Below are 26075 nucleotides of genomic sequence, written 5' to 3'. Positions count from 1 at the left end.
GCTTCCGCCCCTTCCCTCCCCGTTCCCGTCGCCGTCAGGAAGATCCGCAGCACCATGTCCCAGGCCCGGACCATTTCGGACCCGAAACTCCGGCAGGCGGCCGAAGCCGTCGCCATCCCCATGCTGGCGGTGGCCGTCAGCATGGTGCTGTTCGGCGCCTTCGTGGCGGCGGTGGGGGTGGATCCGATCGAGCTGTACCAGCTGATGTATCGCGGTGCCTTCGGCACATGGTTCTCGTGGCAGAACACGCTTCAGCGTGCCGCGCCGCTGCTGCTGGTGGCGCTGTGCACCGCCCTGCCCGCCCAGATGGGGCTGGTGGTGATCGGGGCCGAGGGGGCCCTGGTGCTGGGCGGGCTTGCGGCCATGGCCGCAGGCCTGCCGCTGGCCGATGCCGGCGCGCCGGTGCTGGTGGTGCAGCTGGCCATGGCGGCGGCCGGCATGGCGGCCGGTGCGGCCTGGATCGGCATCGCCGGCGGGCTGCGCCATGCCCGCGGCGTCAGCGAGACGATTTCCAGCCTGCTGATGGTCTACATCGCGATCGCGGTGCTGAACCACATGGTCGAAGGCCCGATGCGCGATCCGGCCAGCCTGAACAAGCCCTCCACCCCCGCGATCGGCGACGGCTTTATGATCGGCGACATGCCGGGCATGGATGTGCATTGGGGCTTCGTGATCGGCGTCGTCTTCTGCCTGGCCGCCTGGGTGCTGATGTTCAAGACCACCTTCGGCTTCGCGGCGCGCATGGTCGGCGGCAATGTCCGCGCCGGCCGGGCCGCCGGTCTGCCGGTGGGCGGGCTGATCGTCGCCGTCACCATGATCGGCGGGGCCGCCGCCGGGCTCGCCGGCATGGTGGAGGTCGCAGCCGTCCACGGCCGGGCCAATGCCACCCTGGCGGCCGGTTATGGCTTCACCGGCATTCTGGTCGCCTTCCTCGCCCGCCAGAACCCGCTCGCCATCATCCCGGTCGCGATCCTGATGGGCGGGATCGGCGCCAGCGGCGGCCTGCTCCAGCGCCGGCTGGACCTGCCCGACGCCACGGTTCTGGTGCTGCAGGGCATCCTGTTCGTGGTGCTGCTGGCCAGCGAAACCCTCTATGGCCGGCTGCGCCTGCCCTCTCTCCCCTTGCGCCGCACTGCCGCCCCCGCGGCGCCGGCCGGCACCGGAAAGGCCTGATCCCATGGAAGACGCGGCTCTCGGCTGGTGGGGCGTACCTCTGGCGGTGATCGCAGGCGCGATCCGCATCTCCACCCCCTTCCTCTTCGTCAGCCTGGGCGAATGCCTGACCGAGAAGAGCGGCCGGATCAATCTCGGCCTGGAAGGCACGCTGGTGATGGGGGCGATGAGCGGCTACGGCACCGCCTGGGCGACCGGGTCGCCCTGGGCGGGCGTGCTGGTCGCGGGGCTTGCCGGCATGGTCTTCGGCCTGCTGCACGCGCTGATCTGCGCCCTGCCGCGGGTCAACGACATCGCGGTCGGCATTGCGCTGATGCTGCTCGGCACCGGCCTCGCCTTCTTCCTGGGCAAGCCCTTCATCCAGCCCACCGCCCCGCATCTGCCTGCGATCAGCCTGGGCTTCTGGAGCGAGGTGCCGCAGATCCGCGCGGCGCTGGAGGTGAACGTGCTGTTCGTGATCGGCGCCCTGCTGGCGGTCGCGATGCTCTGGGCCTTCCGCGCCACCCGCTGGGGGCTGATCATCCGCATGGCCGGCGACAGCGCCGATGCCGCCCGCGCCATGGGCTACGACCCCGACCGGGTGCGGATGTGGGCGACCATGACCGGCGGCTTCCTGGCCGGCGTCGGCGGTGCCTTTCTGTCGCTCTACTACCCCGGCAGCTGGAATGAAGGCCTGTCGAGCGGCCAGGGCATCACCGCGGTGGCGCTGGTCATCTTCGCCCGCTGGAACCCGATGTGGTGCTTCTATGCCGCACTGCTCTTCGGCGGCGCCAGCGCGCTTGGCCCGGCGCTGCAGGCGGTGGGCGTCACCCAGGGCTACTACCTGTTCAATGCCGCGCCCTATCTGCTGACCCTGGTGATCATGGTTCTCGCCTCCTCGTCGCGCCGCCGGCTGGCGGGCGCGCCGGGCGAGCTGTCGGTCACCCGCTGACCCCGGCCGGTCGCCACCCGCCGCCCCCCTTCAAAAGGAGCCTGTCCCCATGAACGGCCTCGGAGGTCTCAACAAATCGCCTGCCGGCGTGGTGATCGGCCTGGTTCAGCTGCAGCTGCCCCGGATCGCGAACGCGGCCGATATCGCCCGCCAGACCGGGCGGATCGTGGAGCTGGTCGCCAAGGCCCGCCGCTCGATGCCGGGCATGGATCTGGTGGTTTTCCCCGAATATGCGCTCCACGGCCTGTCGATGGACATCCGCGACGAGATCCTCTGCGATCTGGATGGCCCGGAAGTGGCGGCTTTTGCCGAAGCCTGCCGGACCCACACCATCTGGGGCTGCTTCTCGATCATGGAGCGCAACCCGGGGTCCATGCCCTACAACACCGGCATCATCATCGACGACACTGGCAGCATCCGCCTTTACTACCGCAAGATGCATCCCTGGGTGCCGGTCGAGCCCTGGGAGCCGGGTGATCTGGGTATTCCGGTGATCGAGGGGCCGAAGGGCGCAAAGCTGGCGCTGATCATCTGCCACGACGGCATGTTCCCGGAGATGGCCCGGGAATGCGCCTATAAGGGGGCGGAAATCATGATCCGCACCGCCGGCTATACCGCGCCGATCCGTCACGCCTGGGACATCACCAACCAGGCCAATGCCTTCTGCAATCTGATGGCCACCGCCTCGGTCTGCCTTTCGGGAAGCGACGGCACCTTCAATTCCATGGGCGAGGCGATGATCTGCGATGCCGACGGCACCGTGATCGCCCGCGGCGGCGGTATTCCCGACGAAATCGTCGCCGCCGAACTGCGCCCCGACCTGATCCGCGAAGCCCGGCTCCATTGGGGGGTGGAGAACAACATCTACCAGCTGGGCCATCGCGGCTATGTCGCGGTCAAGGGCGGGGCCGGCGACTGCCCCTACACCTTCATGACCGATCTGGCCGCCGGCCGCTACCGCCTGCCCTGGGAGGCGGAGGTGAAGACGGTGGACGGCACCGCCTTCGGCTTCCCCGCCCCCGCGCGCAGCTATACCCCGCGCCCGGCCCCCGCACTGCCGGCCAACCCCGCCTCCACCGCCCGCAAGGATGCCGCCGAATGACCGCGACCGATCTCAGAACCATCCCCGGCGACCCCTATCCCTGGCCGTTCGACGGCAGGCTTCTGCCCGCCAACACCGCGCTGATCATCATCGACATGCAGACCGATTTCTGCGGGGTCGGCGGCTATGTCGACAAGATGGGCTATGACCTGTCGCTGACCCGCGCTCCGATCGGGCCGATCGGGGCGGTGCTGGCCGCGATGCGGGCCCGGGGCTATCACATCATCCACACCCGCGAAGGTCATCGCCCGGATCTTTCCGACCTGCCGGCCAACAAGCTCTGGCGGTCGCAGCGCATCGGCGCCGGCATCGGCGATCCGGGCCCCTGCGGCCGGATCCTGGTTCGTGGAGAGCCCGGCTGGGAGATCATTCCCGAACTGGCACCGCTGCCGGGCGAACCCGTGATCGACAAGCCGGGCAAGGGCTCGTTCTGCGCCACCGATCTTGAGCTGATCCTGCACACCCGCGGCATCCGCAACATCGTGCTCACCGGCATCACCACCGATGTCTGCGTGCACACCACGATGCGCGAGGCCAATGACCGCGGATTCGAATGCCTGCTGCTGGAAGACTGCTGCGGCGCCACCGACCGCGCCAATCACGACCATGCGATCCGGATGATCAAGATGCAGGGCGGCGTCTTCGGCTCGGTCTCGAATTCCGCCGCGTTCATCGAGGCCCTGCCATGAGCACCGCGGCCGGGATTGAGGCGGTACCGGACGCCCCGCTACCGATCGGGGCCGATGACGGCCCGGAGATCCGGGCGCTCGGCATCGAAGCCGTGGCGATGACCAAGCGCTTCGGCACCTTCACGGCGCTCGACGGCGTGAACCTGCGGGTCCGCCCGGGCAGCGTCCATGCGCTGCTGGGCGAGAACGGCGCCGGCAAGTCGACGCTGGTCAAATGCATCATGGGCTATTACCGCCCCGAAGAGGGGGCGGTGATCGTGGGCCGCCGCGAGACGCCGATCACCAACCCGCGCCAGGCCCATGCGCTGGGCATCGGCATGGTCTATCAGCACTTCACCCTGGTGCCGGGCATGACCGTGCTCGAAAACCTGGTGATGGCCCGGGCCGACACGCCTGCGATCATCGACTGGGCGGCGGAGCGCGCGCGGGCGGAAGACTTCATGGCCCGCATGCCCTTCCGGGTGCCGCTGGAGGCACCGGTCGCCTCGCTGGCCGCAGGAGAGAAGCAGAAGGTCGAGATCCTGAAACAGATCTGGCTCGATGTCCGTTTCCTGATCCTGGACGAGCCGACATCGGTTCTCACCCCCGACGAGGCCGACGACATTCTGGGCCTGCTCGCCGACATGGCACGGGCGGGTGATCTGACCATCCTGATCATCACCCACAAATTCCGCGAAGTGCTGGCCTTCGCCGACGAGGTCTCGGTGCTGCGCCGCGGCCGGCTGGTCGGCGGCGGCCGGGTTGCCGATCTGGATGTCGACCGGATGGCGGCGATGATGATCGGCGAGGCGACACCCGCGGCACCTGCCGCCCGCCTTGCCGGCATGCCGGGCGAGGTGGCGCTCGACATCCGCGATCTGGAAGCGCTCGACGACACCGGCGAGCCGGCGCTGCGGGGGGTCTCTCTCAAGGTCCGGCGCGGCGAGATCGTCGGCATCGCCGGCGTCTCGGGCAATGGCCAGAGCGAGCTGGTCGAGGTGCTGGCGGGCCAGCGCCGGGCCGAGGCGGGAAGCATGGCCGTCGACGGCGCCCCCTATGCCGCGAAACGGGCGCAGATGCTGCGCCACAAGGTCTGCCTGCTGCCCGAAGAGCCGCTGAAGAATGCCTGCGTCGGGCGGATGAGTGTCGCCGAGAACATGGCCTTCCGCCGCTTCGATCAGCCGCCCTATGCCCGCGGCTGGTTCCTGTCCGGGGGCCGGATCCGGGCGGCCGCGCGCGAGCTGATCAGCCGCTATAACGTCCGCACGCCATCCCCCGACACGCCGATCGCGGCACTTTCGGGCGGCAATGTCCAGCGCGCGGTTCTGGCGCGGGAGATCGGCGGCGAGGTCGAGGTGCTGATCGCCGCCAACCCTGTCTTCGGGCTGGACTTCTCGGCGGTGGCCGACATCCACGCCCAGATCGTGGGCGCCCGCAATCGCGGCGCCGCGGTGCTGCTGGTCAGCGAGGATCTGGACGAGTTGCTGGAACTGGCCGACCGGATCCTGGTCATCTCCGACGGCCGCATCGTCCACGAAACCGCCGGCGCCACCGCCGACCGGGTGGCGATCGGCCGCCACATGGCCGGCCACTGACGGGAGCCCTGTCCCCCCATGCCAGACACCATCACCATCGATGCCGCCCCCTGCACCTTCACCGCACCGCGCGACCGGCTGGCGCTGATCGTGATCGACATGCAGCGCGACTTCCTGGAGCCGGGCGGTTTCGGGGCGTCGCTCGGCAATGACGTCACCCGGGTGCGGCCGTCGATCGCGCCGACGCGGCGCCTGCTGGAGGGCTTCCGTACGGCGAGGCTGCCGGTCTTCCACACCCGCGAATGCCATCTGCCCGACCTCTCGGACTGCCCGCCGGCCAAGCATGGCCGTGGGCCGGGGCCGCTGCGCATCGGTGATCCGGGGCCGATGGGCCGGATTCTGATCCGCGGCGAGCCCGGGGCGGACATCATCCCCGAACTCGCGCCGCTGCCGGGCGAAGTGGTGATCGACAAGCCCGGCAAGGGCGCCTTTCACGCCACCCCGCTCGGCGACGAGCTTGCCCGCCGCGGCATCAGCCATCTGGTCTTCGCCGGCGTCACCACCGAAGTCTGCGTGCAGACCACGATGCGCGAGGCCAATGACCGCGGCTTCGACTGCCTGCTCGCGACCGATGCCACCGACAGCTATTTCCCCGAATTCAAGGCGGCGACCATCGCCATGATCACCGCCCAGGCCGGCATCGTCGGCTGGGTGGCACCGGTAGATGCCGTGCTCACCGCATTGAGGGCCGATACATGACCGGATCGTCTGCCGCCGATCTTCCCGCCGTGCTCCGCACCGGCCTGCTCGACCCTGCCGCCCGCGCGGCGCTGGACTGGCAACCCTTCCGCCCGGGGGTCGAGGCCCACTGGCTGCATCGCAGCCCCGATGGCGGCCCGGCGGCGGCGCTGCTGCGCTACGCCCCCGGATCCGACGTGCCGCGCCACGCCCATACCGGCCGCGAAACCATCCTGATTCTCGACGGCCGCCAGAGCGACGATGCCGGCACCTACGAGGCCGGCACGCTGGTGGTCAACGACCCCGGTACGGAACACAAGGTGCGCAGCGACACCGGCTGCACCGCCCTGCTGATCTGGGAACGCGCGCCGCGGCTTTACGAAGGCACCTGACCCGCCGCGCGCCAGGCGCTGTCAGTGGAGGCCGATGATCGCCTCGGCGAGATCCCAGACCGGCTCGCGGGTCTTCAGCGGATAACAGAGGTGCTCCGCCAGCATCTGGGGGTACACATAGATGTGCTCCGACATCATCATCGGGAGGCCGTCATAATAGCGCTGCGGCCGACCATGGCGGTACAGATCCGCGACGTCGCGGCGCGGCAGCCAGAGGATGAAATATCCGGTGCGATGCCCGTCCCGCCACAGGTCGACGAGGTCCAGATCGTCCGTTCCGAAAAAGCTGCACGCATCCTTGCGGTCATGCAGAGCTGCAATTCTCCAGCCCTGCCCCAGACCGCCCGCAATCATCCTGGTGGTCCACAGCCTGTAGAGGGCGCGCGCCCGGATGATCTTCGCAAACCACAGCACCGCGTCGATCTCTTTGCCCCGGTTCAGAAGCTCTGCGACCCCGGTGCGCAGCACAACCTCCAGCCGGGCCGCCAGGTCATTCATGTCCTTCAAATGTCTTTCGACTTCGGGCGTGTAATCCGGGTCTTGTGCAATCCCGTCGATGCGGTGATGCAGCGACCGGCGCAAGGCCCCGTATTCAGGCTCCTCCACCAGGACGACCTGCTCGGGCGACAGCACCAGATCCGGATGACGCCGGCGCATATGCTTCCAGCTTGCCTCCAGTGCGGCCATGTCCAGATCGACCGGCCGGACGAAACGGAGCGGCAGCACCTCCCGCTCCGGCGGGACCGCCATCTCGGCCGCCCCTTTCGAGACGAGCACCCGGGCCAGATCCTCCAGGGCTTCCGAGAAGCCGCGTGTCGCGAAATTCGCATAAAGCCGGTCCGCCACCTTGAGCGGCATATTCGTGTCGTCGATCCGGATGGGGATCACGAAACGGCGGCCGGTCTGCTCTTCCCGCGCCAGCGCCGCATTCAGCTCCCTGTTGACCCAGCCGGAGCGGATGGCCGCGTCGGACACCACGACCACGACAAAACCGCTCCGCTCCAGACCGTCATAGATGGCGTCGCGCAGAGAATCGCCGAGCGTCATGCTCCAGCTGTCGAGCCAGACCGGAATACCCTTCGCCAGCAGCCCCACGGCCAGCCGCAGCACGAAGGGCTTGTCCTCTGAGGCATGCGAGATGAAGACGTTCGACATGGGGCCTCCTGGCGACGGCGACGCGCTTATGGCCCCGTCGATTCAATCGGACGGTCCGTCGGATGACAACGTCATCGCGTCCCGACCTCTCCGCCTCCGCTCACCGACGCATCGTCCGGCCTGTTCCACCCGCCGGTGCGACAAACAGGCAGCGGGTCATTGCCACCAGTTCGGCCAGCACCCGCGCCGGGTCGTCCGGGTCGATGGCGGTCCCGGCCAGGGCCACCAGCCGGGTGCGGTTGCGCAATACGTTGTCGCGGATCCCCAGGGTGGCATGAAGTCGCCAGCCGAGTTCCGCCCGGTTCAGATGCGGCGCAATGCGGGCCAGCACGTCCAGGAACAGCCCCAGATGGTCGACCTCCTCGGCCAGCGCCCGACCGAGCCTGGGGTCGGCGCTGCGGCGCGTGATCGCGCGGAAGTTCAGGAACACACGATAATCCGAGGCCGGATCGTAGCGCCAGCGCACCGACGGCTCCAGCAATGCCGTCAGCACCGCGTCCAGCGGCGGCGGTGACGGCCGGGCTGCATCCACCGCCGCAGTCAGCTGATTCAGGCGTTCGGCATTGAAACGGGTGTAGCAGCGCGCCATCGCCGCCACCATCAGCGCCTCGCGCGATCCGAAATGATAGTTGATCGCCGACACCGCCACCCCGGCCGCGGCCGCGATCCGGCGCACGGTGATCCGGTCGGGATCGTCCGTGGTCGCCATCAGGCGTTCGGTGACCTCCAGAATGCGGGCCGTGGTCAGTTCGGTGGACATGCAGCTCCGATGGGCATGGGGCCGGCTGCGCTTCGCGACGGTTCGATGACGGCTTTCGGGCGGCGTTCGAAGCCGGTCACCAGGGTGACATCATGACCGCTTATGGTCGGCACGTCACCTCGCTGCGGCCGCATACACCGGGCTGCGACGGGGGCCGGAAGGATCTGACCGGCCGAAAGGTTCGCGCCCATGCGCATCGCCCTGGTTTCCGACACCCATATCGCCGCCCGTGCGCGGGCCTTCACCGCCAACTGGCACATCGCCGCCCGGCTGATCGAGGCCGAACGCCCGGATCTGATCATCCATCTGGGCGACATCACGGTCGACGGTGCGGGCGATCCGGCCGAGCACGGCCAGGCGCTGGAGGCGATGCAGGCGCTGTCCGCCCCGCGCCTGGCCGTGCCGGGCAATCACGATCTGGGCGACAACCCGCCCCATCCGGGCGCCCATGTCGCAAGCGCGGTGACCCCGGCCCGCCTGGCCGCCTGGGCAGCCGCTTTCGGCCCCGATCACTGGGTCACCGAACTGGCGGGCTTCCGGCTGATCGGGCTCAACGCCCAGCTGTTCGGCACCGGGCTGGATGCCGAGGCGGCACAGTTCGACTGGCTGGCGGCAACGCTTGCCGCCGCCCGCGGTCCGGTGGGCCTGTTCCTGCACAAGCCGCTGTTCCGCGACCGTCCCGGCGACGACGAGGTCCATGTCCGCTATGTGCCGGCCGGCCCCCGCGCCCGGCTGATCGATCTGCTGGCCGGGGTGGATCTGCGCTTCGTGATTTCGGGCCACGCCCATCAGGCCCGGCGGCTGATGATCGGCGATGTCGAACATCTCTGGATGCCGTCCACCGCCTTCATCATCCCCGATCACATCCAGGAGCGGATCGGCGAGAAGCGGGTCGGCTGGGCGATGCTGACACTGGAAGGCGGCCGCCATCGCCTGGATTTCCGCCATCCCGTGGCTCTGCCCGAGAACGACCTGCTCGACCATGACGACGCCTATCCGGCGGTGCGGGCGCTGCGGCGCTCTGCCCGGCCCTGATCCGCGCCTCCCTGATCCGCGCCTCCCTGAGCCGCAGCTTCACGATTTGCACCCGACGAGAGGCCTTCCCGCCATGACCATCACCCGTCGCGACCTGCTGCGCCTGATCGGCGCCGGCACCGCCACCGCCGCCCTGCCCGGCGCCTTCTCGTCCGTCGCCCAGGCGGCGGGGGGCCAGGCAACGGGGATCCGGGCGGGCAGCGACCCGCGCCCGGTTCTGCGCATCGCCGTGCAGGCCCTGCCGGCCAGTCTGGAGCCGCTGGAGACCATCTCCAATATCGGCCTGCGCCAGACCACCTGCCTGTTCGACAGCCCGCTCCGCCGCGATTTCAAGGCCGAGGCGGCAATGCCCGGCACCGCGAAGATCGACCCGCAGCTCGCCACGGCCGTCACCCGCGTCGACGACCTGACCTGGCGGATGACGCTGCGGCCCGGGGTGACGCTGCATGACGGGTCCACCCTTTCGGCCGCCGATGTGGCGGCGACCTTCGCGCCGGCCCGGATCGGCCCCGACACGCCCTGGCCCGAGGGCCGGATCCTGTTCGGTCATCTGGCGGAGGTCCGGACGGTGGACGCGCTGACCGTCGATCTCGTCACCCGCAGCCCCGACCCGGTGATGCCCCAGCGCCTGGCCGCCTATGGTGCCTGGATCGTGGGGGCGAAGGCGATGGCGGCCGGCGGGGCTGAGACCATGCGCACCGCCCCGGTCGGTGCCGGCCCCTATAAACTCTCCGAATTCGTCCGCGACACCCGGCTGGTGCTCAGCTCTCACGACGACTACTGGATGGGCCGGCCGGCGGCGCGCGAAGTGCGGATTGAAGTGGTGCCCGAGGCCGCGACCCGGATCGCCGGGCTCATCTCGGGCGAATACGACATCGTCACCAATCTTCTGCCCGACCAGATGCCGCAGCTCGACGGCTATGACGATGTCGAGGCGGTGGCCGTGCCGCTCGATCTGGTCCATATGCTGTTCTACGATACCCGCCGCCCGGCGGTGGCCGATGCGCGGATCCGCCAGGCGCTGAACCACGCCATCGACTATGACGCACTCGGCCGCGCGGTCTGGGGCGCACGGTTCAACCGGCCGAACGGCCTGCAGACCCCCGCCTTCGGCCCGCTCTATGATGCCGACCGCCGGCACTTCCCCTTCGATCCCGCCCGCGCCAGGGCGCTGCTGGCAGAGGCCGGATATGGCGGCACGCCCGTGCGCATGCGCCTGATCTCGGGCTATTACGTCGGCGCCGAAGCGGCCGGGCAGATCATCCAGGCGATGTGGGCGCAGATCGGCGTGCCGCTGGAGCTGGAATTCGTCGAAAGCATGAAACAGGCGCTGGAGCCCGGGGCCGACGTCCGGATGATCTCGGCCGCCTTCCGCTTTCCCGATCCGCTGGGCGGCGGCGTGGTGCCGGCCTGGGGGCCGGATTCGGCGGTGCAGAAGCGCGGCTTCTGGTCGTCGGACCGGTTCAACGCCGCGATCGCCGAACTTCAGGCGGCGCAGGAAACCGCCGACCGCCGGCGGATCTTCCAGTATCTGCTCGATCTCTTCGATGAAGAGGCGCCGGGTGTGGTGCTCTATGGCGTGAACGAGGTCTACGGCAAGCGCCGGCCGGTCAACTGGACCCATTACCCGCTCTATTATCTCGACCTCCGCCCCGACAACCTGTCCTTCGCATGACCGCACTCACCGTCGAAAACCTCAGGATCGATGTGCCGGGCGGCCCGGCGGTGGCGGGGCTCGACCTCGCCATCGGCCGCGGTCGGGTGTTCTGCCTGGTCGGCGAAAGCGGCTGCGGCAAAAGCCTGACGGCACTGGCGCTGATGGGGCTGCTGCCGGCGGGCGCCCGGGTGGTATCCGGCACCGCCAGCATCGACGGCCGGCCGTTCCGGCCGGGCGGCGCCACCCCGGCCGGACTCGCCATGATCCATCAGGATGCCATGGCCTCGCTCGACCCGCTGATGACGGTCGGCCGGCAGATCGCCGAGCCGCTGGTGGCCCGGGCGGGGCTCGGCCGCCGCGCGGCAATGGCGGAAGCGGTGCGGCTGATGGAACGGGTCGGCATCGCCGGGGCGGCCGCACGCGCGGGCGCCTGGCCGCATGAATTCTCCGGCGGGATGAATCAGCGGGTTGCGATCGCCATGGCGCTTGCCTGCCGGCCCGCCCTGCTGATCGCCGACGAGCCGACCACCGCGCTCGACGTCACCGTCCAGGCCCAGATCCTCGACCTGCTGGCGGGGCTCGCCGCCGATACCGGAATGGGGCTGATCTTCATCACCCATGACCTGGGCGTGGTTGCCGAAATCGCCGACGAGATGGCGGTGATGTATGCCGGGCGGATCGTCGAACAGGGCCCGGTCGGCCGGATCTTCGACGCCCCGGCCCACCCCTATACCGCGGAACTTCTGGCCTGCCGCCCCGGCCACCAGGGGTCCGGCCGCCAGGGGTCCGGCGACCGGCGATCCGGCCACCGGGCGCGCGGCAGTCAACTTGCCGCCATTCCGGGGATGGTGCCGCCGCCCGGCCGTCGCGGCCCGGGCTGCGATTTCGCACCGCGCTGCCGACGTGCAATCAAAAGCTGTGGAATGATGCTACCCGAATTGCGCCCAATTGCAGGTGGCGGCCTGGTCGCCTGCGGGGTGCCGGCATGACCGGCCATCCCCGCCTCAAGGCCGAAGGGCTGGGCCTCGCGGTGGCGCTGCGCGATCCCGGCCTCTTCGCCCGGCCGCGCCGGGTGGCGATCGTGTCCGACATCGATCTTCAGGTGGCGCCGGGCGAGATTCTGGGCCTGGTGGGCGAAAGCGGCTCGGGCAAAACCACGATCGGCCGCATGCTTGCGGGTGAAATCGCGCCCGATGCCGGCCGGGTGCTGCTGGATGGCACGGCCCTCACCCTGCCCCTGCCGTCGGCCCGGCGGCGTGCCGTGCAGCTGGTGTTTCAGGACACGCTCGGCGCCTTCGACCCGCGCATGCCCCTTGGCCGGCAACTGGACGAGCCGCTGGCAGTGGCGGGACTCGCCCCCGCAGACCGGCGCCGGCGTATCTCGGCCGCGCTCGACGCCATGGGGCTCGATCCCGCCCTGCTCGACCGCTGGCCGCATCAGGTTTCCGGCGGGCAGCGGCAGCGCGCGGTGCTCGCCCGCGCGCTCAGCCTCGATCCCTCGGTGCTGGTGCTGGACGAGCCGGTCTCCGCACTCGACGTCTCGGTTCAGGCGCAGGTGGTCAATCATCTGGCCGCCCTGGCCCGGGATCGCGGCCTCGCCATGGTGTTCATCAGCCATGATCTGGGCGTGGTCGGCCATCTGGCCCACCGGGTGGCGGTGCTCTATCTGGGCCGGGTGGTGGAAACCGGGCCGGTCGACGCGGTGTTCGGTGCCCCCGCCCATCCCTATACCCGCGCCCTGCTCGATGCCGTACCGGTCGCCCATCCGGGGCTGCGCCGGCCGCGGCGGCGCCTTCAAGGCGAGCCGCCGGCGATCCTGAACCCGCCCGCCGGCTGCGCCTTTCATCCGCGCTGTCCCCTGGCCCTAGAGATCTGCCGGCGGGCGCGACCGGGCCTCGCGCCCGGGGCCGCCGCCGGCCATCTCGTCGCCTGCCATCTGTCCGTCAACGCCCCCATCCCGGCCGAGGTCTGATCCGCGATGTCCCGCGCCCTTCTGATCCGCCTGGCCCGCACGCTGGTCACGGCGCTGATCTGCATCACCCTGACCTTCGTGGTGCTCCGGCTGTCGGGCGACCCGCTCGATGCGCTGCTGCCCGAGGACGCGCCGCAAAGCATCCGCGACGCCTATGCCGCCCGTCTCGGCCTCGACCAGCCGCTCCATGCCCAGTATCTGGGCTATCTGGGCGGGCTCGCGACGGGGGATTTCGGCCGCTCCCTGCTCGACGGGCGCAGTGCCGCGGGCGTGGTGGCCGAACGGCTGCCGGCAACCCTGCTGCTCGGCGGCACCGCCTTCGCGCTGGCGCTGCTGATCGGCATCCCCGCCGGCACCATCGCCGCGCTCCGGCGCGGCACGCCGGTCGATCGCGGCGTGATGGGGGCGGCGGTCTTCGGCTATGCCATGCCGAACTTCTTCCTGGGGCTGGTGTTGATCCTGATCTTCGCGCTCTGGCTCAGGGTTCTGCCGTCATCGGGCTTCGGCACCGCGGCGCATCTGGTGCTGCCGGCCCTGACCCTCGGCACCGCCATGGCCGGCAAGCTCGCCCGCTTCGTGCGCGGCGCCGTGCTCGATGTCGCGGGCCAGCTGCATCAACGGGTGGCGCGGGGCAAGCGCCTCGGCCGCTTGCAGCTGTTCACCGCCCATCTCGCCCCGAATGCCGCCGTGCCGGTGATCACCTTCCTGGGGTTCGAAGCCGGGCTGCTGGTCGGCGGTGGCGTGGTGGTCGAAAGCGTGTTCGGCTGGCCCGGCGTCGGCCGGCTGCTGGTCCAGTCGGTGGCGGCCCGCGACCTTGCGGTGGTGCAGACCATCATCCTGATGATCGCGCTCGCCATGATCCTGGCCAATCTCGCCGCCGACCTGCTTCATGCCCGGCTTGACCCGCGGGTTCGCGCCGCTCTTGAAGGAGAGGTCCGCCGATGAGACCGATCACAGCCCTGCCCGCAGCCGGCCGGCTGCATCGGCTGTTCCGGCCGCTCATGACCGGGGGGCCGGCGCGCGGTCGCGGCCTGCCCTGGTCGATCCGCTGCGCTCTGGGCTTCCTGGCGGCGCTCCTCCTGCTCGCGATCTGCGCCCCCTGGGTTGCGCCGACCGATCCGCTCGCCATGGATCTGGGCGCGCGACTGCGCCCGCCTCCGGGTTTCGGCGGCACCTTCGCCCATCCGCTCGGCACCGATGCGCTCGGCCGCGACCTGCTCTCGCGCGTGCTCCATGGCGCCCGGGTCTCGATCCTGATCGCCGTCGCCGGCACGGCGATCGGGGCGGTGCTCGGCACCTGCGCCGGCTTCCTCGCCGCCCGTTTCCGCGGCCTGGCCGACCAGCTGCTGATGATGCTGGTCGATGTGCAGGCGGCCCTGCCCTCGCTGATTCTGGCGCTGGCGGTGATCGCCTTTCTCGGCAACGACCTGGTGCTGTTCGTGATCCTGGTCGGGCTCGACGGCTGGGAGCGTTACGCCCGGCTTTCCCGCAATCTGGTGCTGGCCACCGGCTCGGCCGGCTGGGTGCGGGCGGCGCGGATGACCGGCATCACCGGCCCGCGGCTGTATCTGGGCCATGTTCTGCCCAATGTCGCAGGTCCGCTGGTGGTGCAGGCGACCCTCAACTTCCCGGGCACGATCCTGCTGGAGACCGCGCTTTCCTTCCTGGGTCTGGGCGTCCAGCCGCCGGCCACCTCGCTCGGCCAGATGCTCGGCGACGGGCGCGGGCTGCTGCTCAATGCCTGGTGGATCGCGGTGATCCCCGGGCTGCTGATCCTGGCCACCACCATGTCGGTCTGCCTGATCGGCGACCATCTCCGCGACCGGCTGGATCCCACGACCGGCGGCTGACGCTCAGCCGCCGCGCATGCGCTGATATTTCAGGATCGCCTGGGTCCGGCTCTCCACGCCCAGCTGGCGGAAGATTCGCGACAGATGGCCCTTCACGGTGTTGAGGTTCAGCCCCAGCAGGTCGCCGATCTGCTGATTGGAATGGCCGCGGGCCAGCAGGTCCATGATCTCCATCTGCCGCTCGGTCAGCGCGGCACCGCTCTCGCCCTCCCCCGCCTCGGCCAGTCCTGTCCCGATCTGGCCTGTCCCGATCTGGCCTGTCCCGATCTGGCCGCCATCACCAGCCACCGGCGCCGCCACGGCCGGTGCCGACCCGCGTTCTGCCTCGGCATCACGCGCCAGCAGTTCATAGGGGAAATAGGTGCCGCCGACCTGGATCATCCGCAGGATGCCGATGATCACCTCGTCATGGGTCGATTTCGGGATATAGCCGCGCAGGCCCGCCGCCAGCGCCGCCCGCAGATCGGACTTGCTCTCCGACATGGTGAAGGCCACCACCGGCGCCGGCTCCAGCCGTCGGCGGATCCGGTCCAGCCGGTCCTGGCCCAGAAAGTCCGGCAGATAGAGATCGACCACCGCAAAGCTGAAGCGCATGCCCTCGTCGAGCAGCGCCTCCAGCGCCGCCAGCCCGTTCGCCTCCACGATCTCGACCGGATCGAACACCTCCGCCAGCAGATGCCGCAACCCCGCCCGCACCACCGAATGGTCGTCGACGATCAACACACGATAGGCGGAGACGGGCTCGGACATGGGTCGGGCGGCATCCTCGGGATTGGGTGTCGTGTCGAGGATAGCGCGGGGCGGGGGTTGGGGGAATGGCGTTGGACGGAGGGGAGCTGGACGGAGGGGGGCTGGGCGGATGTGGTTGGGGGAGCACCACGATCCTCTCCCCCATGCCCCCGCGCGATGGCCGCGCATCACCAGATCAGATCGTCGGCCACCACGCGCCCGTGAACCCGGATCATCGACCCGTCGAAGGACAGCAGGCTGTCGCCGGCGGACTGTTCGATGGCGATCGCCGACAGGCTGGCCACCTGCCAGCCGCTGATGTCGATCCGGTCTTCCCCGGTCTTGAAATCGATGATGACGTCATGTCCCGATTCCGCCCCCATGACGAAGACGTCGCGGGAGGCGCCCCCGCGGAAAATCTGATCCCGCGTGTTACCGACAAGAATGTCCTCTCCCTGCCCGCCCATCACCACGAGCGAATCGTGGTCGACCATCACAGGCGCAGAGGTTTCCGTCCCGATGATCTTGAAATAGACATCTGCGAGATCGACGACCTTGCCGTTCGCCCCTTGCGCCACCCCGCCAAGCGCGATCCAGTTGCCCTGATCGCGGCCGTTCAGGATCTGCGCATCAAGGCTGATGGCGGTGATGCCCAAGGCTGCGAGCGTCTGCATCTCGCCGGCCTGGGTCACCCCGTCTTCGTTCCGATCCTGCCAGATCCCGAGAGAGGCGAAGACGGCGTCGTTCTGATCGATGATGCCGTTGCCGTCGTCATCATGTCGGGCGAGCGCGGTGAAGCCGTCGACAAACCGGCTGCCGAACAGCTCGTGCCCCGAGTCGATCAGGCCATTGCCGTCGATGTCCCGAACCAGAAAACCGTCATCGCCCTTCAGCCAGCCATGGGCGGTCACCGCGACACCGTCATCGGCGAAGTCGAAGAGACGCTCGTTGACGAGGCTTGCAATGGTTTCGATACCATCGCCATCAAGGTCGATGACCAGAGGAGAAAGAAATGCCGCCGCGCCTGCTATGTCGGCGATCACATTCTGGACATTCGTCAGAATGTTCCCGAGCTCGGGAATGATCGCTTCCATCGTGCCGGCATTCTGACTGTACAGATCTGCCAGATCACCAAGCGCCTCTTCGACGCCGCCGAAGACACTGAGCGCGACGGGATCAGGCAGTTTATCCTGCAGGCGCCCCCAGAAGTTCCTGGCATCCGTGGGGCTTCTGATGTTCATGATGTCATCGAACGACAGATAGACGCCATAGTGGGTCCCGATCGTGTACAGTTCCGATCCAATCTGATTCATGATCTGAAAGGCGCTTTGGGCAACGCCCGATATGGCCCCGCCCGCGGAGAATGACTTGATGATATTTATGCTGCCACTCTCAAGAAGCAGATTTGTACGCCCCGGAACCAGATTCCCCGATAAATAACTGTTGTCGAGAGTCAGATCCATGCTTCTGATCAGGGTCTCGAAGGCACTGTTGCTGTTCTGAGATAATAACTGATAGGCCATGTTTTTCGAATTGATCATATCCTTCGCCAGATCGGCAGCATCAAGCTTGCGCGCCCATCCGGAATGATCCTCGGATGAATACAGCAGAATATTATTGATAATGTCGTTTCCACCGACGAACGTTCCGTTCGACCGGTAAACGCGGATGCTGTCATCCGTCTCCCACGGCCATCCCACCGGAACAGGCACGCCACCAAGGGTCGACAGGCCGTTATATTCATGGACCAGCTGCCCGTTCTCGAAGAAACCGAGAACCATGTGGGTGGCAAGTCCGCCCGGGGGGAGAGCCTTCTCGAAGGCACGGATTTCATAAGTGGCCAAGATCGGGGTCCTTTTCGCTCCGGCAGACGGGACGGAAACGCTCCCTCCGTGCCGGGCCCGTGTCCGGATAACCTTCCGGCACCAGGGCCGCCCGGGGATGAGCGGTGTCGATCAGGCTGCCCGCATCCCATCCGTCCGGATTGGCTCCGGCACAAAGACGAGCCTGCTTTGCCTCATCCCCCGGCACGACCCAGACCTCGTAATATCTCGGGAAGTAAACCGTGTCGCCGCCATATGGGTTTACGGATCCACGATCAATAAAGTCAAAGAAGCATGCCCGATTCCTGGAATAGATATCGGGATGCGCTGATGACAGGCCGGAGAGCGCAGTTGCGATCTCCGCATCGATCGAGGCCCTGGAGGCGGCCACGCCGACCCGCCGCAACGCTGCCATCGCGTCCGCGACGAATGTCTCGTCGCAGTGCCCGATGACCTGCGGAACGACGACATCATGGCGCGGATCCTGCCGCGCCGTGTCCGGTCCGAAACATCCCGTGGCACATGACATCACCACGGCCACGGCAACGGGTCGGTTCAGACGGCGGCACCTTGCCATCTTCAGGAGGAACATCCGGGGAATTCTGCTTTCATTTTTCGGCACCTGATCTACCTGAGATTATTCAATCTGCGAATGATAATCAATCACAATAATCCGCGTCAGCCGAACACGCGCGCCGGCACGATCAGCCTGCGCAGGCCCGGATCCTGACTCCGGACGTATCCCCGATGCTCTCGACATTGTTGCAGATGGTCCCGCGGGCGGCGGCCGCCGCCTCGGCAAGGTCGCTGATCCTGAGCTGGCCGTCCAGCCTCTCCGCGAGCCCCGCGCCGGTGAGCCGAATGCCCCCGGAGGGATGACGCAGCCGGGCGCGCCGCGCTATGCTGCGCGCCCATCCCCTGTCCTGCCTCTCCCCATACCGGAGCCTGCATGCCATGACCGCCGCCACCCCCCGCCTGCCCGTCACCGCCATCATCGCGCCCGGCTGGGATCAGCCGCGCTGGCAGCGGGCGCTCGTGGCCGCGGCGCCGGGGCTGGAGGTCAGGCTCTGGCCCGATCTGGGGGATGTGTCCGAGATCGAGGCGGTGCTGCTCTGGAAGCAGCCGGCGGGTGTGCTTGCGGGCATGAACCGGCTTGGCCTCGCCCAGTCGCTGGGGGCCGGGGTCGAGCATCTGCTGAACGATCCGGCGATCGGCGACCACGTCGTCCTCGGCCGGGCGGTCGACCCGGCGATGACCGGAGAAATGGTGCGCTTCGTCGTCCATGCCGTGCTCGCGGTCTCGGTCGATGCGGCCGGGTATCGCGCCCAGCAGGCCGCCGGTGTCTGGGAAGAGCGGAGCGTGCCGGGCGGCGCGCTCAGGGTCGGCATGCTGGGGTTGGGGGAGCTGGGGGCCGCGGCGGCGCAGGCGCTGGCGGCGCTCGGCTTCACCGTCACCGGCTGGTCGCGGAGCGCCAGGCAGGTGGCGGGCGTCACCTGCCTGGCGGGCACCGACGGGCTCGACCGGCTGATTGCCGGCACCGACTGCCTGGTCAACCTGCTGCCGCTGACCGACGAGACCCGCGGGCTGATCGATGCCGCCCTGCTGGCCCGCCTGCCCCGGGGCGCGCATCTGGTGAACGTCGCCCGCGGCGGCCATGTGGTCGAGGCCGATCTGCTCGCCGCACTCGACGACGGCCGGCTGGCCTCGGCGACGCTCGACGTCACCGCGGTGGAGCCCCTGCCCCAGGGACACCCCTTCTGGTCGCATCCGAAGATCGTGCTCACCCCCCATGTCGCCGCGGCAAGCACCCCTGAGACCATGGCGCCGATCCTGGCCGAGAGCCTGCGCCGCCATGCCGCCGGCCAGCCGCCGCTCGACCCCGTGGAGCGGACCCGCGGATACTGACCGACGTTCAGTTGATCCATTGCGAGCGGGTCTCAAACGCAGCCGGAATTGGTGCAGTGCGGCATAAATCCGCCGTTTTTCCGGCGCTTTTCTCCCGCCATCACCCTTGACCGGCCGGCCTTGGCGGCGCCACACTCTTCCTGCCGGATCGGAGCGAACAAGGGGGAACACCCCCGGCCCCGGACCGGGGGAGGATTGAGTCAGGAACACCCGGCGGGATGACGGTCGTCCCGCCGCCCATGCGGCCCCAGCCGTGCCCCTGCGCGTTCCCGCCATCGCGGTGGTCGATCGCGCGCCCGCACGTTCGCCGCCGGAATGTCGCCGCCCCTCTCCCCGTCCGCCTTGGGGCCTGCCTGCCCGTGCCGGCACCGCGTGACCTGCGGCAGCCTTGCGTGTGCGGCTGTCCGTCTACCGACCGATGGGGAGGTTATACATGCCGGTCCAGATCAGCCTGACGGTGAACGGCGAGCGTGTCGAACGCTCGGTCGAGCCGCGGACCCTGCTGGTTCAATTCATCCGCGACCATCTCGGCCTCACCGGCACCCATGTCGGCTGCGATACCAGCCAGTGCGGTGCCTGTGTCGTCCATGTCGACGGCAATGCCGTGAAGTCCTGCACCATGCTGGCCGTCCAGGCCGAGGGCGCCGAGGTCACCACCATCGAGGGCCTGGCCACCAACGGCACGCTGCACCCGGTGCAGGAAGCCTTCCACCAGGAACACGGGCTGCAGTGCGGCTTCTGCACCCCGGGCATGGTGATGAGTTCGGTCGACCTGCTGAAGAACAACCCCAACCCGACCGAAGCCGAGATCCGCAAGCACCTGGAAGGCAATATCTGCCGCTGCACCGGCTATCACAACATCGTCAAGGCGGTGCAGTCCGCCGCAGAGACGATGCGCGGCTGACCACCGCCATCCGCCAGGACAGATCCGGCGGGCAAAGATCCTGCCGGGCGACGGGAGGAGTGAGGACGAGATGACCGAACAGGTGATCGGCAAGCCGGTGAAGCGGACCGAAGACCGGCGCTTCCTGACCGGCCGCGGCCGTTATACCGACGACATCCAGCTGGCGCGGCAGACCTATGCCTATATCATCCGCAGCCCGCATGCCCATGCGAAGATCCTGAACATCGACCCCTCGGCCGCGCTCGCCCGGCCCGGCGTGGTGGCGGTGTTCACCGGCAAGGACATGGCGGCCGACGGCATCGGCGGCCTGCCCTGCGGCTGGCTGGTCCATTCCAAGGACGGCTCGCCGATGAAAGAGCCGCCGCATGCGCCGCTGGTCCCCGACCGGGTCCGTCATGTCGGCGACAATGTGGCCGTGGTGATCGCGACCTCGAAGGAACTGGCCAAGGACGCGGCCGAAGACGTCGCCATCGACTATGAGGAACTGCCCGCGGTCGCCGATGCCCGCCGGGCGCTGGCCGAAGGCGCCGCCCAGGTCTGGGACGATCAGGCCCCCGGCAATCTCTGCTACGACTGGGAGCTGGGCGACCGGGCGGCGACCGAAGCCGCCTTCGCCAATGCCCACCGGGTGGTGGAGCTGGAGCTGATCAACAACCGCCTGATCCCCAACGCCATGGAGCCGCGGGCGGCGATCGGCGATTATGACCCGGCGAGCGGCCAGTACACGCTCTACACCACCAGCCAGAACCCCCATGTCATCCGCCTGCTGATGGGCGCCTATGTGCTGCAGATCCCCGAGCACAAGCTGCGCGTGGTGGCACCGGATGTCGGCGGCGGCTTCGGCTCCAAGATCTACCATTACGCCGAAGAGGCGATCGTCACCTGGGCGGCGAAGAAGCTGGAACGCCCGGTCCGCTGGACGGCCGAGCGCACCGAAAGCTTCATGACCGACGCCCATGGCCGGGATCACTGGAGCCGCGCCCGGCTGGCGATGGATGCCGACGGCAATTTCCTGGGCCTGCATGTCGAAACGGTCGCCAATCTCGGCGCCTATCTTTCGACCTTCGCGCCCTCGATCCCGACCTATCTCTACGGCACGCTGCTCGCCGGGCTCTACAAGACGCCGGCGATCTATTGCGAGGTGAAGTCGGCCTTCACCCATACCACGCCGGTAGACGCCTATCGCGGCGCCGGCCGGCCCGAGGCCTGCTATCTGCTGGAACGTCTGGTCGACAAGGCCGCGGCCGAAAGCGGCATCGACCGGATCGAGCTGCGCAAGAAGAATTTCATCACCGCCGACATGATGCCCTATCAGACCCCGGTGGCAGTGCAGTACGACAGCGGCGAGTTCCACAAGAACCTCGACGACGCCATGCGGCTGATCGACTATGCCGGCCTCGATGCCCGCAAGGCCGAGGCACGGTCGCGCGGCAGGTATCTGGGGCTCGGCGTGTCGACCTATATCGAGGCCTGCGGCCTGGCACCCTCGGCACTGGCCGGCCAGCTCGGCGCCCGCGCCGGGCTCTACGAAGCGGCGGAAGTCCGGCTGCACCCGACCGGATCGGTCACCGTGTTCACCGGCGCCCACAGCCATGGCCAGGGCCACGAAACCACTTTCGCGCAGGTCGTGGCCGATCGCCTGGGCGTGCCGCTCTCGCAGGTCGAGATCGTCCACGGCGATACTGACCGCATCCCCTTCGGCATGGGCACCTATGGCTCGCGTTCGCTGCCGGTCGGCGGCTCGGCGCTGGTCAAGGCCATCGACAAGGTGATCGACAAGAGCCGCAAGATCGCCGCCCATCTGCTGGAGGCGGCCGAAGGCGATATCGAGTTCCAGAACGGCCGGTTCTCGGTCAAGGGCACCGACAAGGGCGTGGGCATCGGCGAGGTGGCGCTGGCGGCCTATGTGCCGCACAACTACCCGCACGACAAGCTGGAACCGGGCCTGGACGAAAGCGCCTATTACGACCCGGTGAACTTCACCTACCCCAATGGCTGCCATCTCTGTGAAGTGGAGGTCGACCCCGACACCGGCGTTGTCGAAATCAAGCGCTTCGTGGCGGTGGATGATTTCGGCCGGGTGGTGAACCCGATGATCGTCGAAGGCCAGGTCCATGGCGGCATCGCCCAGGGCATCGGCCAGGCGCTGCTGGAAGCGGCAGTCTACGACCAGGACAGCGGCCAGCTGATGTCGGGCTCGTTCATGGACTATTGCATGCCGCGCGCCGACGACCTGCCCAGCTTCACCGTCGCCCATAACGAGGTGCCCTGCACCACCAACCCGCTGGGGGTGAAGGGTTGCGGCGAGGCCGGCGCCATCGGCTCTCCGCCCGCGATCATCAATGCCGTGATCGACGCGCTCCGGCCGCTGGGCGTGACCGACATGGACATGCCGGCGACGCCGCACCGGGTGTGGTCGACCATCCAGGCGGCGCGCATGCCCGCCGCTGCCGAGTGAACACCTCCTGACCCGGCGCCTGGCGCCGGGTTACCGGGACGTCATCGGGGAAGACACCGATATGTACGCATTCGAATATCACCGTCCCTCGTCGGTCGCCGACGCCGCCCAGGCGCTGGGTGCCAACGAGGACGCCAAACTGGTGGCGGGGGGCATGACCCTGCTGCCGACCATGAAACAGCGTCTGGCGGCACCGTCGGACATCATCGACCTGAACGGCATCGCCGAACTGGCCGGCATCAGCCGCGACGGCGATACGCTGGTCATCGGCGCCATGACCCGCCACGCGGCCGTCGGCCGCTCGGACGAGGTGAAGGCGGCGATCCCGGCGCTGGCGCATCTGGCCTCGCATATCGGCGACGCCCAGGTCCGCAATCGGGGCACCATCGGCGGCTCGCTCGCCAATAACGACCCGGCGGCCGATTATCCGGCGGCGGCGCTGGCGCTCGGCGCCGACATCGTCACCGACCAGCGCAGCATCCCGGCGGACGACTATTTCGTCGGCATGTTCGAAACCGCGCTGGAGCCGGCCGAGATCATCCGCGAAGTCCGCTTCCCGATCCCCGAGAAGGCGGGCTATGTGAAGTTCCCGAACCCGGCCTCGCGCTACGCCCTGGTCGGCGTGTTCGTGGCCCGGGGCAAAGACGGCTCGGTCCGCGTCGCGGTCACCGGCGCCGCCCCTTCGGTCTTCCGGGTGGAGGCGATGGAAGCCGCCCTTGCCGCCGATTTCCGGCCCGAGGCGCTGGACGGCATCACCGTGCCGGCCGACGGGCTGAATTCGGACATGCATGCCGGCGCCGAATATCGCGCCCATCTGATCGGCGTGATCGCGAAGCGCGCGGTGGCGGCGGCCCTCGGCTGAGCCGGGTGCCGACGGGATAACGCCATGACGAATGCGACACGGGTACGTCATCCGTGCCCGTGTCGCTGTTTTGGCCTGTCGCTGTTTTGGCCTGTCGCTGTTCTGGCGTGTCGCCATCTCTGCCTGCCGTGCCCGCTTGCCGGGCGCACGGCTGCGCGCCAGACTGACAGCGCCAGCCGATCCATCCCATCCCTTGAGGAGCCGGTCTTGACGCTCTTCCCCTCCCCCGTCCCGCTGCCTGCTTCGGTTGCCGATACGCTGGCCCTGCTCGATCAGGGCGACTATGTGGCAGACGAAGCGCTCGCGACGGTGCTGTTCCTGGCCATGCGCCTCGGCCGGCCGCTGCTGCTCGAAGGCGAAGCCGGTGTCGGCAAGACCGAGATCGCCAAGGTACTGGCCAGAACCCTCGGCCGCCGGTTGATTCGTCTGCAATGCTATGAGGGTCTGGATCAGGCACAGGCGCTCTACGACTGGAACTATGCCCGGCAGATGCTTGAGATCCGGCTCGCCGAAGCCTCGGGCGAGGCGGGCGAGGCCGGTGCCCGCGAGCGCCTGTCGGATGATCTGTTCTCGGAACGCTTCCTGCTCCGCCGGCCGCTGCTGGATGCGATCAGCCCCGATCCGGCCGGCGCGCCGGTGCTGCTGATCGACGAGATCGACCGCGCCGACGAGCCTTTCGAAGCCTTCCTGCTGGAACTTCTGGCCGATTTCCAGGTCACCATCCCCGAGATCGGCACCATTCGTGCCGAAACCCCGCCGATCGTGATCGTGACCTCGAACCGCACCCGCGAGATCCATGATGCGCTGAAGCGCCGCTGCCTCTATCGCTGGATCGACTATCCGGATGCCGCACGGGAAGTGGCGATCATCCGCCGCAAGACGCCCGAGGTCGCCGAGGCGATGGCCGCCCAGATCGTCGGCTTCGTCCAGCGGCTGCGCGCCCAGGATCTGTTCAAGGCGCCGGGGGTGGCCGAAACCCTCGACTGGGCCAACGCCCTGGTGCAGCTGGATGCGGTCGACCTCGACCCCGGCCTGATCGACGGCAGCATGGGCGTGCTGCTGAAATATCAGGACGACATCGCCCGCATGACCGGCGCCGAAACCGCCCGGCTGCTGGCCGAGACCCGCGCCGAAATGGCGGCGCGCAGCCATGAGACGAGACCGGCTTGATCCAGGACGGCACCAGCGGCCGCCTGCCGGCCAATATCGGCCGCTTCGCACGGCTGCTGCGCCGGGCCGGCATCGCCATCGGCCCGGGTGACGTGCTGGTCGCGGCCGCGGCGGTGGCCGCCGTCGACATGGCCTCGCGCACCCAGGTGCATGCGGCGCTCAAGGCGACGCTGGTCAAGCGGCGAGAGCATCTGCCGCTGTTCGAACAGGCCTTCGACGTCTTCTGGCGCGACCCGCAGCTGCGCGAACGCCTGCTGTCGCTGCTGCTGCCGCAGGTGGAAAGCGAGCGCACCCCCGACGGCCGCAAGCTGGCCCGCCGCCTGGCCGACGCCTTTGCCGGCGACGCCCCGCCGCCCCCGCCGCCGCCGGAAGAGAAGCTGCGCGAAGAGACCCGGATCGATGCCAGCCTGACCTGGGATGCGACCGAGCGGCTGAAGACCCGCGATTTCGAGCAGATGAGTGCCGACGAGGCGGCAGAGGCGCGCCGCGCGATCCGCCTGCTGCGCGCCCGCCTGCCCGAACGGCCGGTCCGGCGGCTGAAGGCGGCGCCGCGCGGCCCCCGCATCGACCTGCGCCGCAGCCTGCGCGGCCAGATCCACACCGGCGGCGAGGCGGTGGCGCTGGCCCGCCGCAGCCATCGCCGCGCCCGGCCGCCGCTGGTCGCGATCGTCGACGTCTCGGGCTCGATGGATGCCTATGCGCGGATGATGCTGCATCTGCTGCATGCGATGATGCAGGATGCCGGCCAGCGGGTCAGCGTCTTCCTGTTCGGCACAAGGTTGAGCGAGGTGACCCGCGAACTGGCCCGTCGCGACCCGGACGAGGCGCTGACGGCGATCGGCCGCAAGGTGAAGGACTGGTCGGGCGGCACCCGCATCGGGCCGGCGCTCGCCGCCTTCAACCGCCGCTACGCCCGCCGGGTGCTGACCCGCAATGCCGTGGTGCTGCTGGTCACCGACGGGCTGGACCGGGCCGAGGACGACAGCCTGAGCCGGGCAGTGGAACGGCTGGCGCATCTGACCCCGCGGCTGATCTGGCTGAACCCGCTGCTGCGCTTCGACGGCTTTCAGCCGGCGGCCCGGGGTGTGCGCGCGATTTTGCCCCATGTCCACGAGTTCCGGGCGGTGCATAATCTGACCGGGCTCGAAGCGCTCGCAGCCGCACTCACCCGGACGAAGGCCGAGGCGGACCCGCGGCTGGAGGCCTGGCGGCGCGGCCTGCGCGCCGACGATCCCGCAGCCCCGATCAGGAGGTGA

24 protein-coding genes are annotated in these 26075 nt (G+C 68.8%); 19 read left to right on the top strand and 5 right to left on the bottom strand.

Features of this window, described 5'->3' with window-relative positions:
• Positions 1-54 precede the first annotated feature (54 nt).
• Genes P7L68_RS13970 through P7L68_RS13940 form a run of 7 tightly spaced genes read left to right on the top strand, consistent with a single transcriptional unit; the run spans position 55 to position 6539 of the window.
• Positions 55-1173: an ABC transporter permease gene (locus P7L68_RS13970; protein ID WP_372006241.1), complete on the top strand. Its 1119-nt coding sequence runs from the start codon at positions 55-57 to the stop codon at positions 1171-1173.
• Positions 1174-1177: 4 nt separating this feature from the next.
• Positions 1178-2104 (top strand): ABC transporter permease, encoded by a 927-nt coding sequence (locus P7L68_RS13965; protein ID WP_372006240.1) that lies wholly within the window; start codon positions 1178-1180, stop codon positions 2102-2104.
• 49 nt (positions 2105-2153) lie between these two features.
• Positions 2154-3206, top strand: a complete 1053-nt coding sequence (locus P7L68_RS13960) for a formamidase (RefSeq protein ID WP_372006239.1) — start codon at positions 2154-2156, stop codon at positions 3204-3206.
• Positions 3203-3895: a cysteine hydrolase family protein gene (locus tag P7L68_RS13955; RefSeq protein ID WP_372006238.1), complete on the top strand. Its 693-nt coding sequence runs from the start codon at positions 3203-3205 to the stop codon at positions 3893-3895. The genes P7L68_RS13960 and P7L68_RS13955 overlap by 4 nt, the downstream gene beginning before the upstream one ends.
• Positions 3892-5469 carry an ABC transporter ATP-binding protein gene (locus P7L68_RS13950; protein WP_372006237.1) on the top strand — a complete coding sequence of 526 codons (1578 nt, stop codon included), beginning with the start codon at positions 3892-3894 and terminating at the stop codon, positions 5467-5469. Before P7L68_RS13955 ends, P7L68_RS13950 begins: the two co-directional genes overlap by 4 nt.
• 18 nt (positions 5470-5487) lie before the next feature.
• Entirely contained in the window at positions 5488-6168 is a 681-nt protein-coding gene (locus P7L68_RS13945) for a cysteine hydrolase family protein (protein ID WP_372006236.1), read from the top strand.
• The gene (locus tag P7L68_RS13940; protein WP_082828419.1) at positions 6165-6539 is read left to right on the top strand and encodes a cupin domain-containing protein; all 375 of its coding nucleotides are present in this window, start codon (positions 6165-6167) and stop codon (positions 6537-6539) included. Before P7L68_RS13945 ends, P7L68_RS13940 begins: the two co-directional genes overlap by 4 nt.
• 21 nt (positions 6540-6560) lie before the next feature.
• Here P7L68_RS13940 and P7L68_RS13935 read toward each other — a convergent pair whose 3' ends face one another.
• Both P7L68_RS13935 and P7L68_RS13930 read right to left on the bottom strand, forming a co-directional pair.
• Complete coding sequence (locus P7L68_RS13935) at positions 6561-7694, bottom strand: toll/interleukin-1 receptor domain-containing protein (RefSeq protein ID WP_372006235.1); 1134 nt, start codon at positions 7692-7694, stop codon at positions 6561-6563.
• Between the two features lie 100 nt (positions 7695-7794).
• Entirely contained in the window at positions 7795-8454 is a 660-nt protein-coding gene (locus P7L68_RS13930; protein WP_372006234.1) for a TetR family transcriptional regulator, read from the bottom strand.
• A 189-nt stretch (positions 8455-8643) separates the two neighbouring features.
• Here P7L68_RS13930 and P7L68_RS13925 point away from each other — a divergent pair, with 189 nt between their 5' ends.
• The 6 genes from P7L68_RS13925 (at position 8644) to P7L68_RS13900 (ending at position 14968) form a co-directional block, all read left to right on the top strand.
• Positions 8644-9489, top strand: a complete 846-nt coding sequence (locus P7L68_RS13925) for a metallophosphoesterase (protein ID WP_372006233.1) — start codon at positions 8644-8646, stop codon at positions 9487-9489.
• Between the two features lie 73 nt (positions 9490-9562).
• Complete coding sequence (locus P7L68_RS13920) at positions 9563-11164, top strand: ABC transporter substrate-binding protein (protein WP_372006232.1); 1602 nt, start codon at positions 9563-9565, stop codon at positions 11162-11164.
• Positions 11161-12135, top strand: coding sequence for an ABC transporter ATP-binding protein (locus P7L68_RS13915; protein ID WP_372006231.1), 975 nt, complete (start codon positions 11161-11163; stop codon positions 12133-12135). The genes P7L68_RS13920 and P7L68_RS13915 overlap by 4 nt, the downstream gene beginning before the upstream one ends.
• Entirely contained in the window at positions 12132-13118 is a 987-nt protein-coding gene (locus tag P7L68_RS13910) for an oligopeptide/dipeptide ABC transporter ATP-binding protein (RefSeq protein WP_372006230.1), read from the top strand. Before P7L68_RS13915 ends, P7L68_RS13910 begins: the two co-directional genes overlap by 4 nt.
• A gap of 6 nt (positions 13119-13124) precedes the next feature.
• Positions 13125-14063 carry an ABC transporter permease gene (locus P7L68_RS13905; RefSeq protein WP_372006229.1) on the top strand — a complete coding sequence of 313 codons (939 nt, stop codon included), beginning with the start codon at positions 13125-13127 and terminating at the stop codon, positions 14061-14063.
• Positions 14060-14968: an ABC transporter permease gene (locus P7L68_RS13900; protein WP_082828481.1), complete on the top strand. Its 909-nt coding sequence runs from the start codon at positions 14060-14062 to the stop codon at positions 14966-14968. Before P7L68_RS13905 ends, P7L68_RS13900 begins: the two co-directional genes overlap by 4 nt.
• Positions 14969-14971: 3 nt before the next feature.
• Here P7L68_RS13900 and P7L68_RS13895 read toward each other — a convergent pair whose 3' ends face one another.
• The 3 genes from P7L68_RS13895 to P7L68_RS13885 form a co-directional block, all read right to left on the bottom strand.
• Positions 14972-15718, bottom strand: a complete 747-nt coding sequence (locus P7L68_RS13895) for a response regulator (protein WP_372006228.1) — start codon at positions 15716-15718, stop codon at positions 14972-14974.
• 167 nt (positions 15719-15885) lie between these two features.
• Positions 15886-17541: a M10 family metallopeptidase C-terminal domain-containing protein gene (locus tag P7L68_RS13890; RefSeq protein WP_372006227.1), complete on the bottom strand. Its 1656-nt coding sequence runs from the start codon at positions 17539-17541 to the stop codon at positions 15886-15888.
• The gene (locus P7L68_RS13885; protein WP_372006226.1) at positions 17528-18112 is read right to left on the bottom strand and encodes a hypothetical protein; all 585 of its coding nucleotides are present in this window, start codon (positions 18110-18112) and stop codon (positions 17528-17530) included. The genes P7L68_RS13890 and P7L68_RS13885 overlap by 14 nt, the downstream gene beginning before the upstream one ends.
• A gap of 362 nt (positions 18113-18474) precedes the next feature.
• Between P7L68_RS13885 and P7L68_RS13880 the strand changes: the two genes are divergently transcribed.
• From P7L68_RS13880 to P7L68_RS13855, 6 genes are all read left to right on the top strand, one after another.
• Positions 18475-19425: a 2-hydroxyacid dehydrogenase gene (locus P7L68_RS13880; protein WP_372006225.1), complete on the top strand. Its 951-nt coding sequence runs from the start codon at positions 18475-18477 to the stop codon at positions 19423-19425.
• Positions 19426-19858: 433 nt separating this feature from the next.
• Positions 19859-20329: a (2Fe-2S)-binding protein gene (locus P7L68_RS13875; protein WP_014744694.1), complete on the top strand. Its 471-nt coding sequence runs from the start codon at positions 19859-19861 to the stop codon at positions 20327-20329.
• A gap of 70 nt (positions 20330-20399) precedes the next feature.
• Positions 20400-22787 carry a xanthine dehydrogenase family protein molybdopterin-binding subunit gene (locus P7L68_RS13870; RefSeq protein ID WP_372006224.1) on the top strand — a complete coding sequence of 796 codons (2388 nt, stop codon included), beginning with the start codon at positions 20400-20402 and terminating at the stop codon, positions 22785-22787.
• A 61-nt stretch (positions 22788-22848) separates the two neighbouring features.
• A complete protein-coding gene (locus P7L68_RS13865) occupies positions 22849-23649 on the top strand; it encodes a xanthine dehydrogenase family protein subunit M (RefSeq protein WP_372006223.1) in 801 nt (266 codons plus the stop codon).
• A 207-nt stretch (positions 23650-23856) separates the two neighbouring features.
• Positions 23857-24819 carry an AAA family ATPase gene (locus P7L68_RS13860; RefSeq protein WP_372006222.1) on the top strand — a complete coding sequence of 321 codons (963 nt, stop codon included), beginning with the start codon at positions 23857-23859 and terminating at the stop codon, positions 24817-24819.
• A complete protein-coding gene (locus P7L68_RS13855) occupies positions 24816-26075 on the top strand; it encodes a VWA domain-containing protein (protein ID WP_372006221.1) in 1260 nt (419 codons plus the stop codon). Before P7L68_RS13860 ends, P7L68_RS13855 begins: the two co-directional genes overlap by 4 nt.

The organism is Tistrella mobilis (genome assembly GCF_041468085.1).
GTDB classification, from domain to species: Bacteria; Pseudomonadota; Alphaproteobacteria; order Tistrellales; family Tistrellaceae; genus Tistrella; species Tistrella mobilis_A.
The sequence above is the reverse complement of the archived record's forward strand: the minus strand, read 5'-3'. Positions and strand labels throughout refer to the sequence as shown.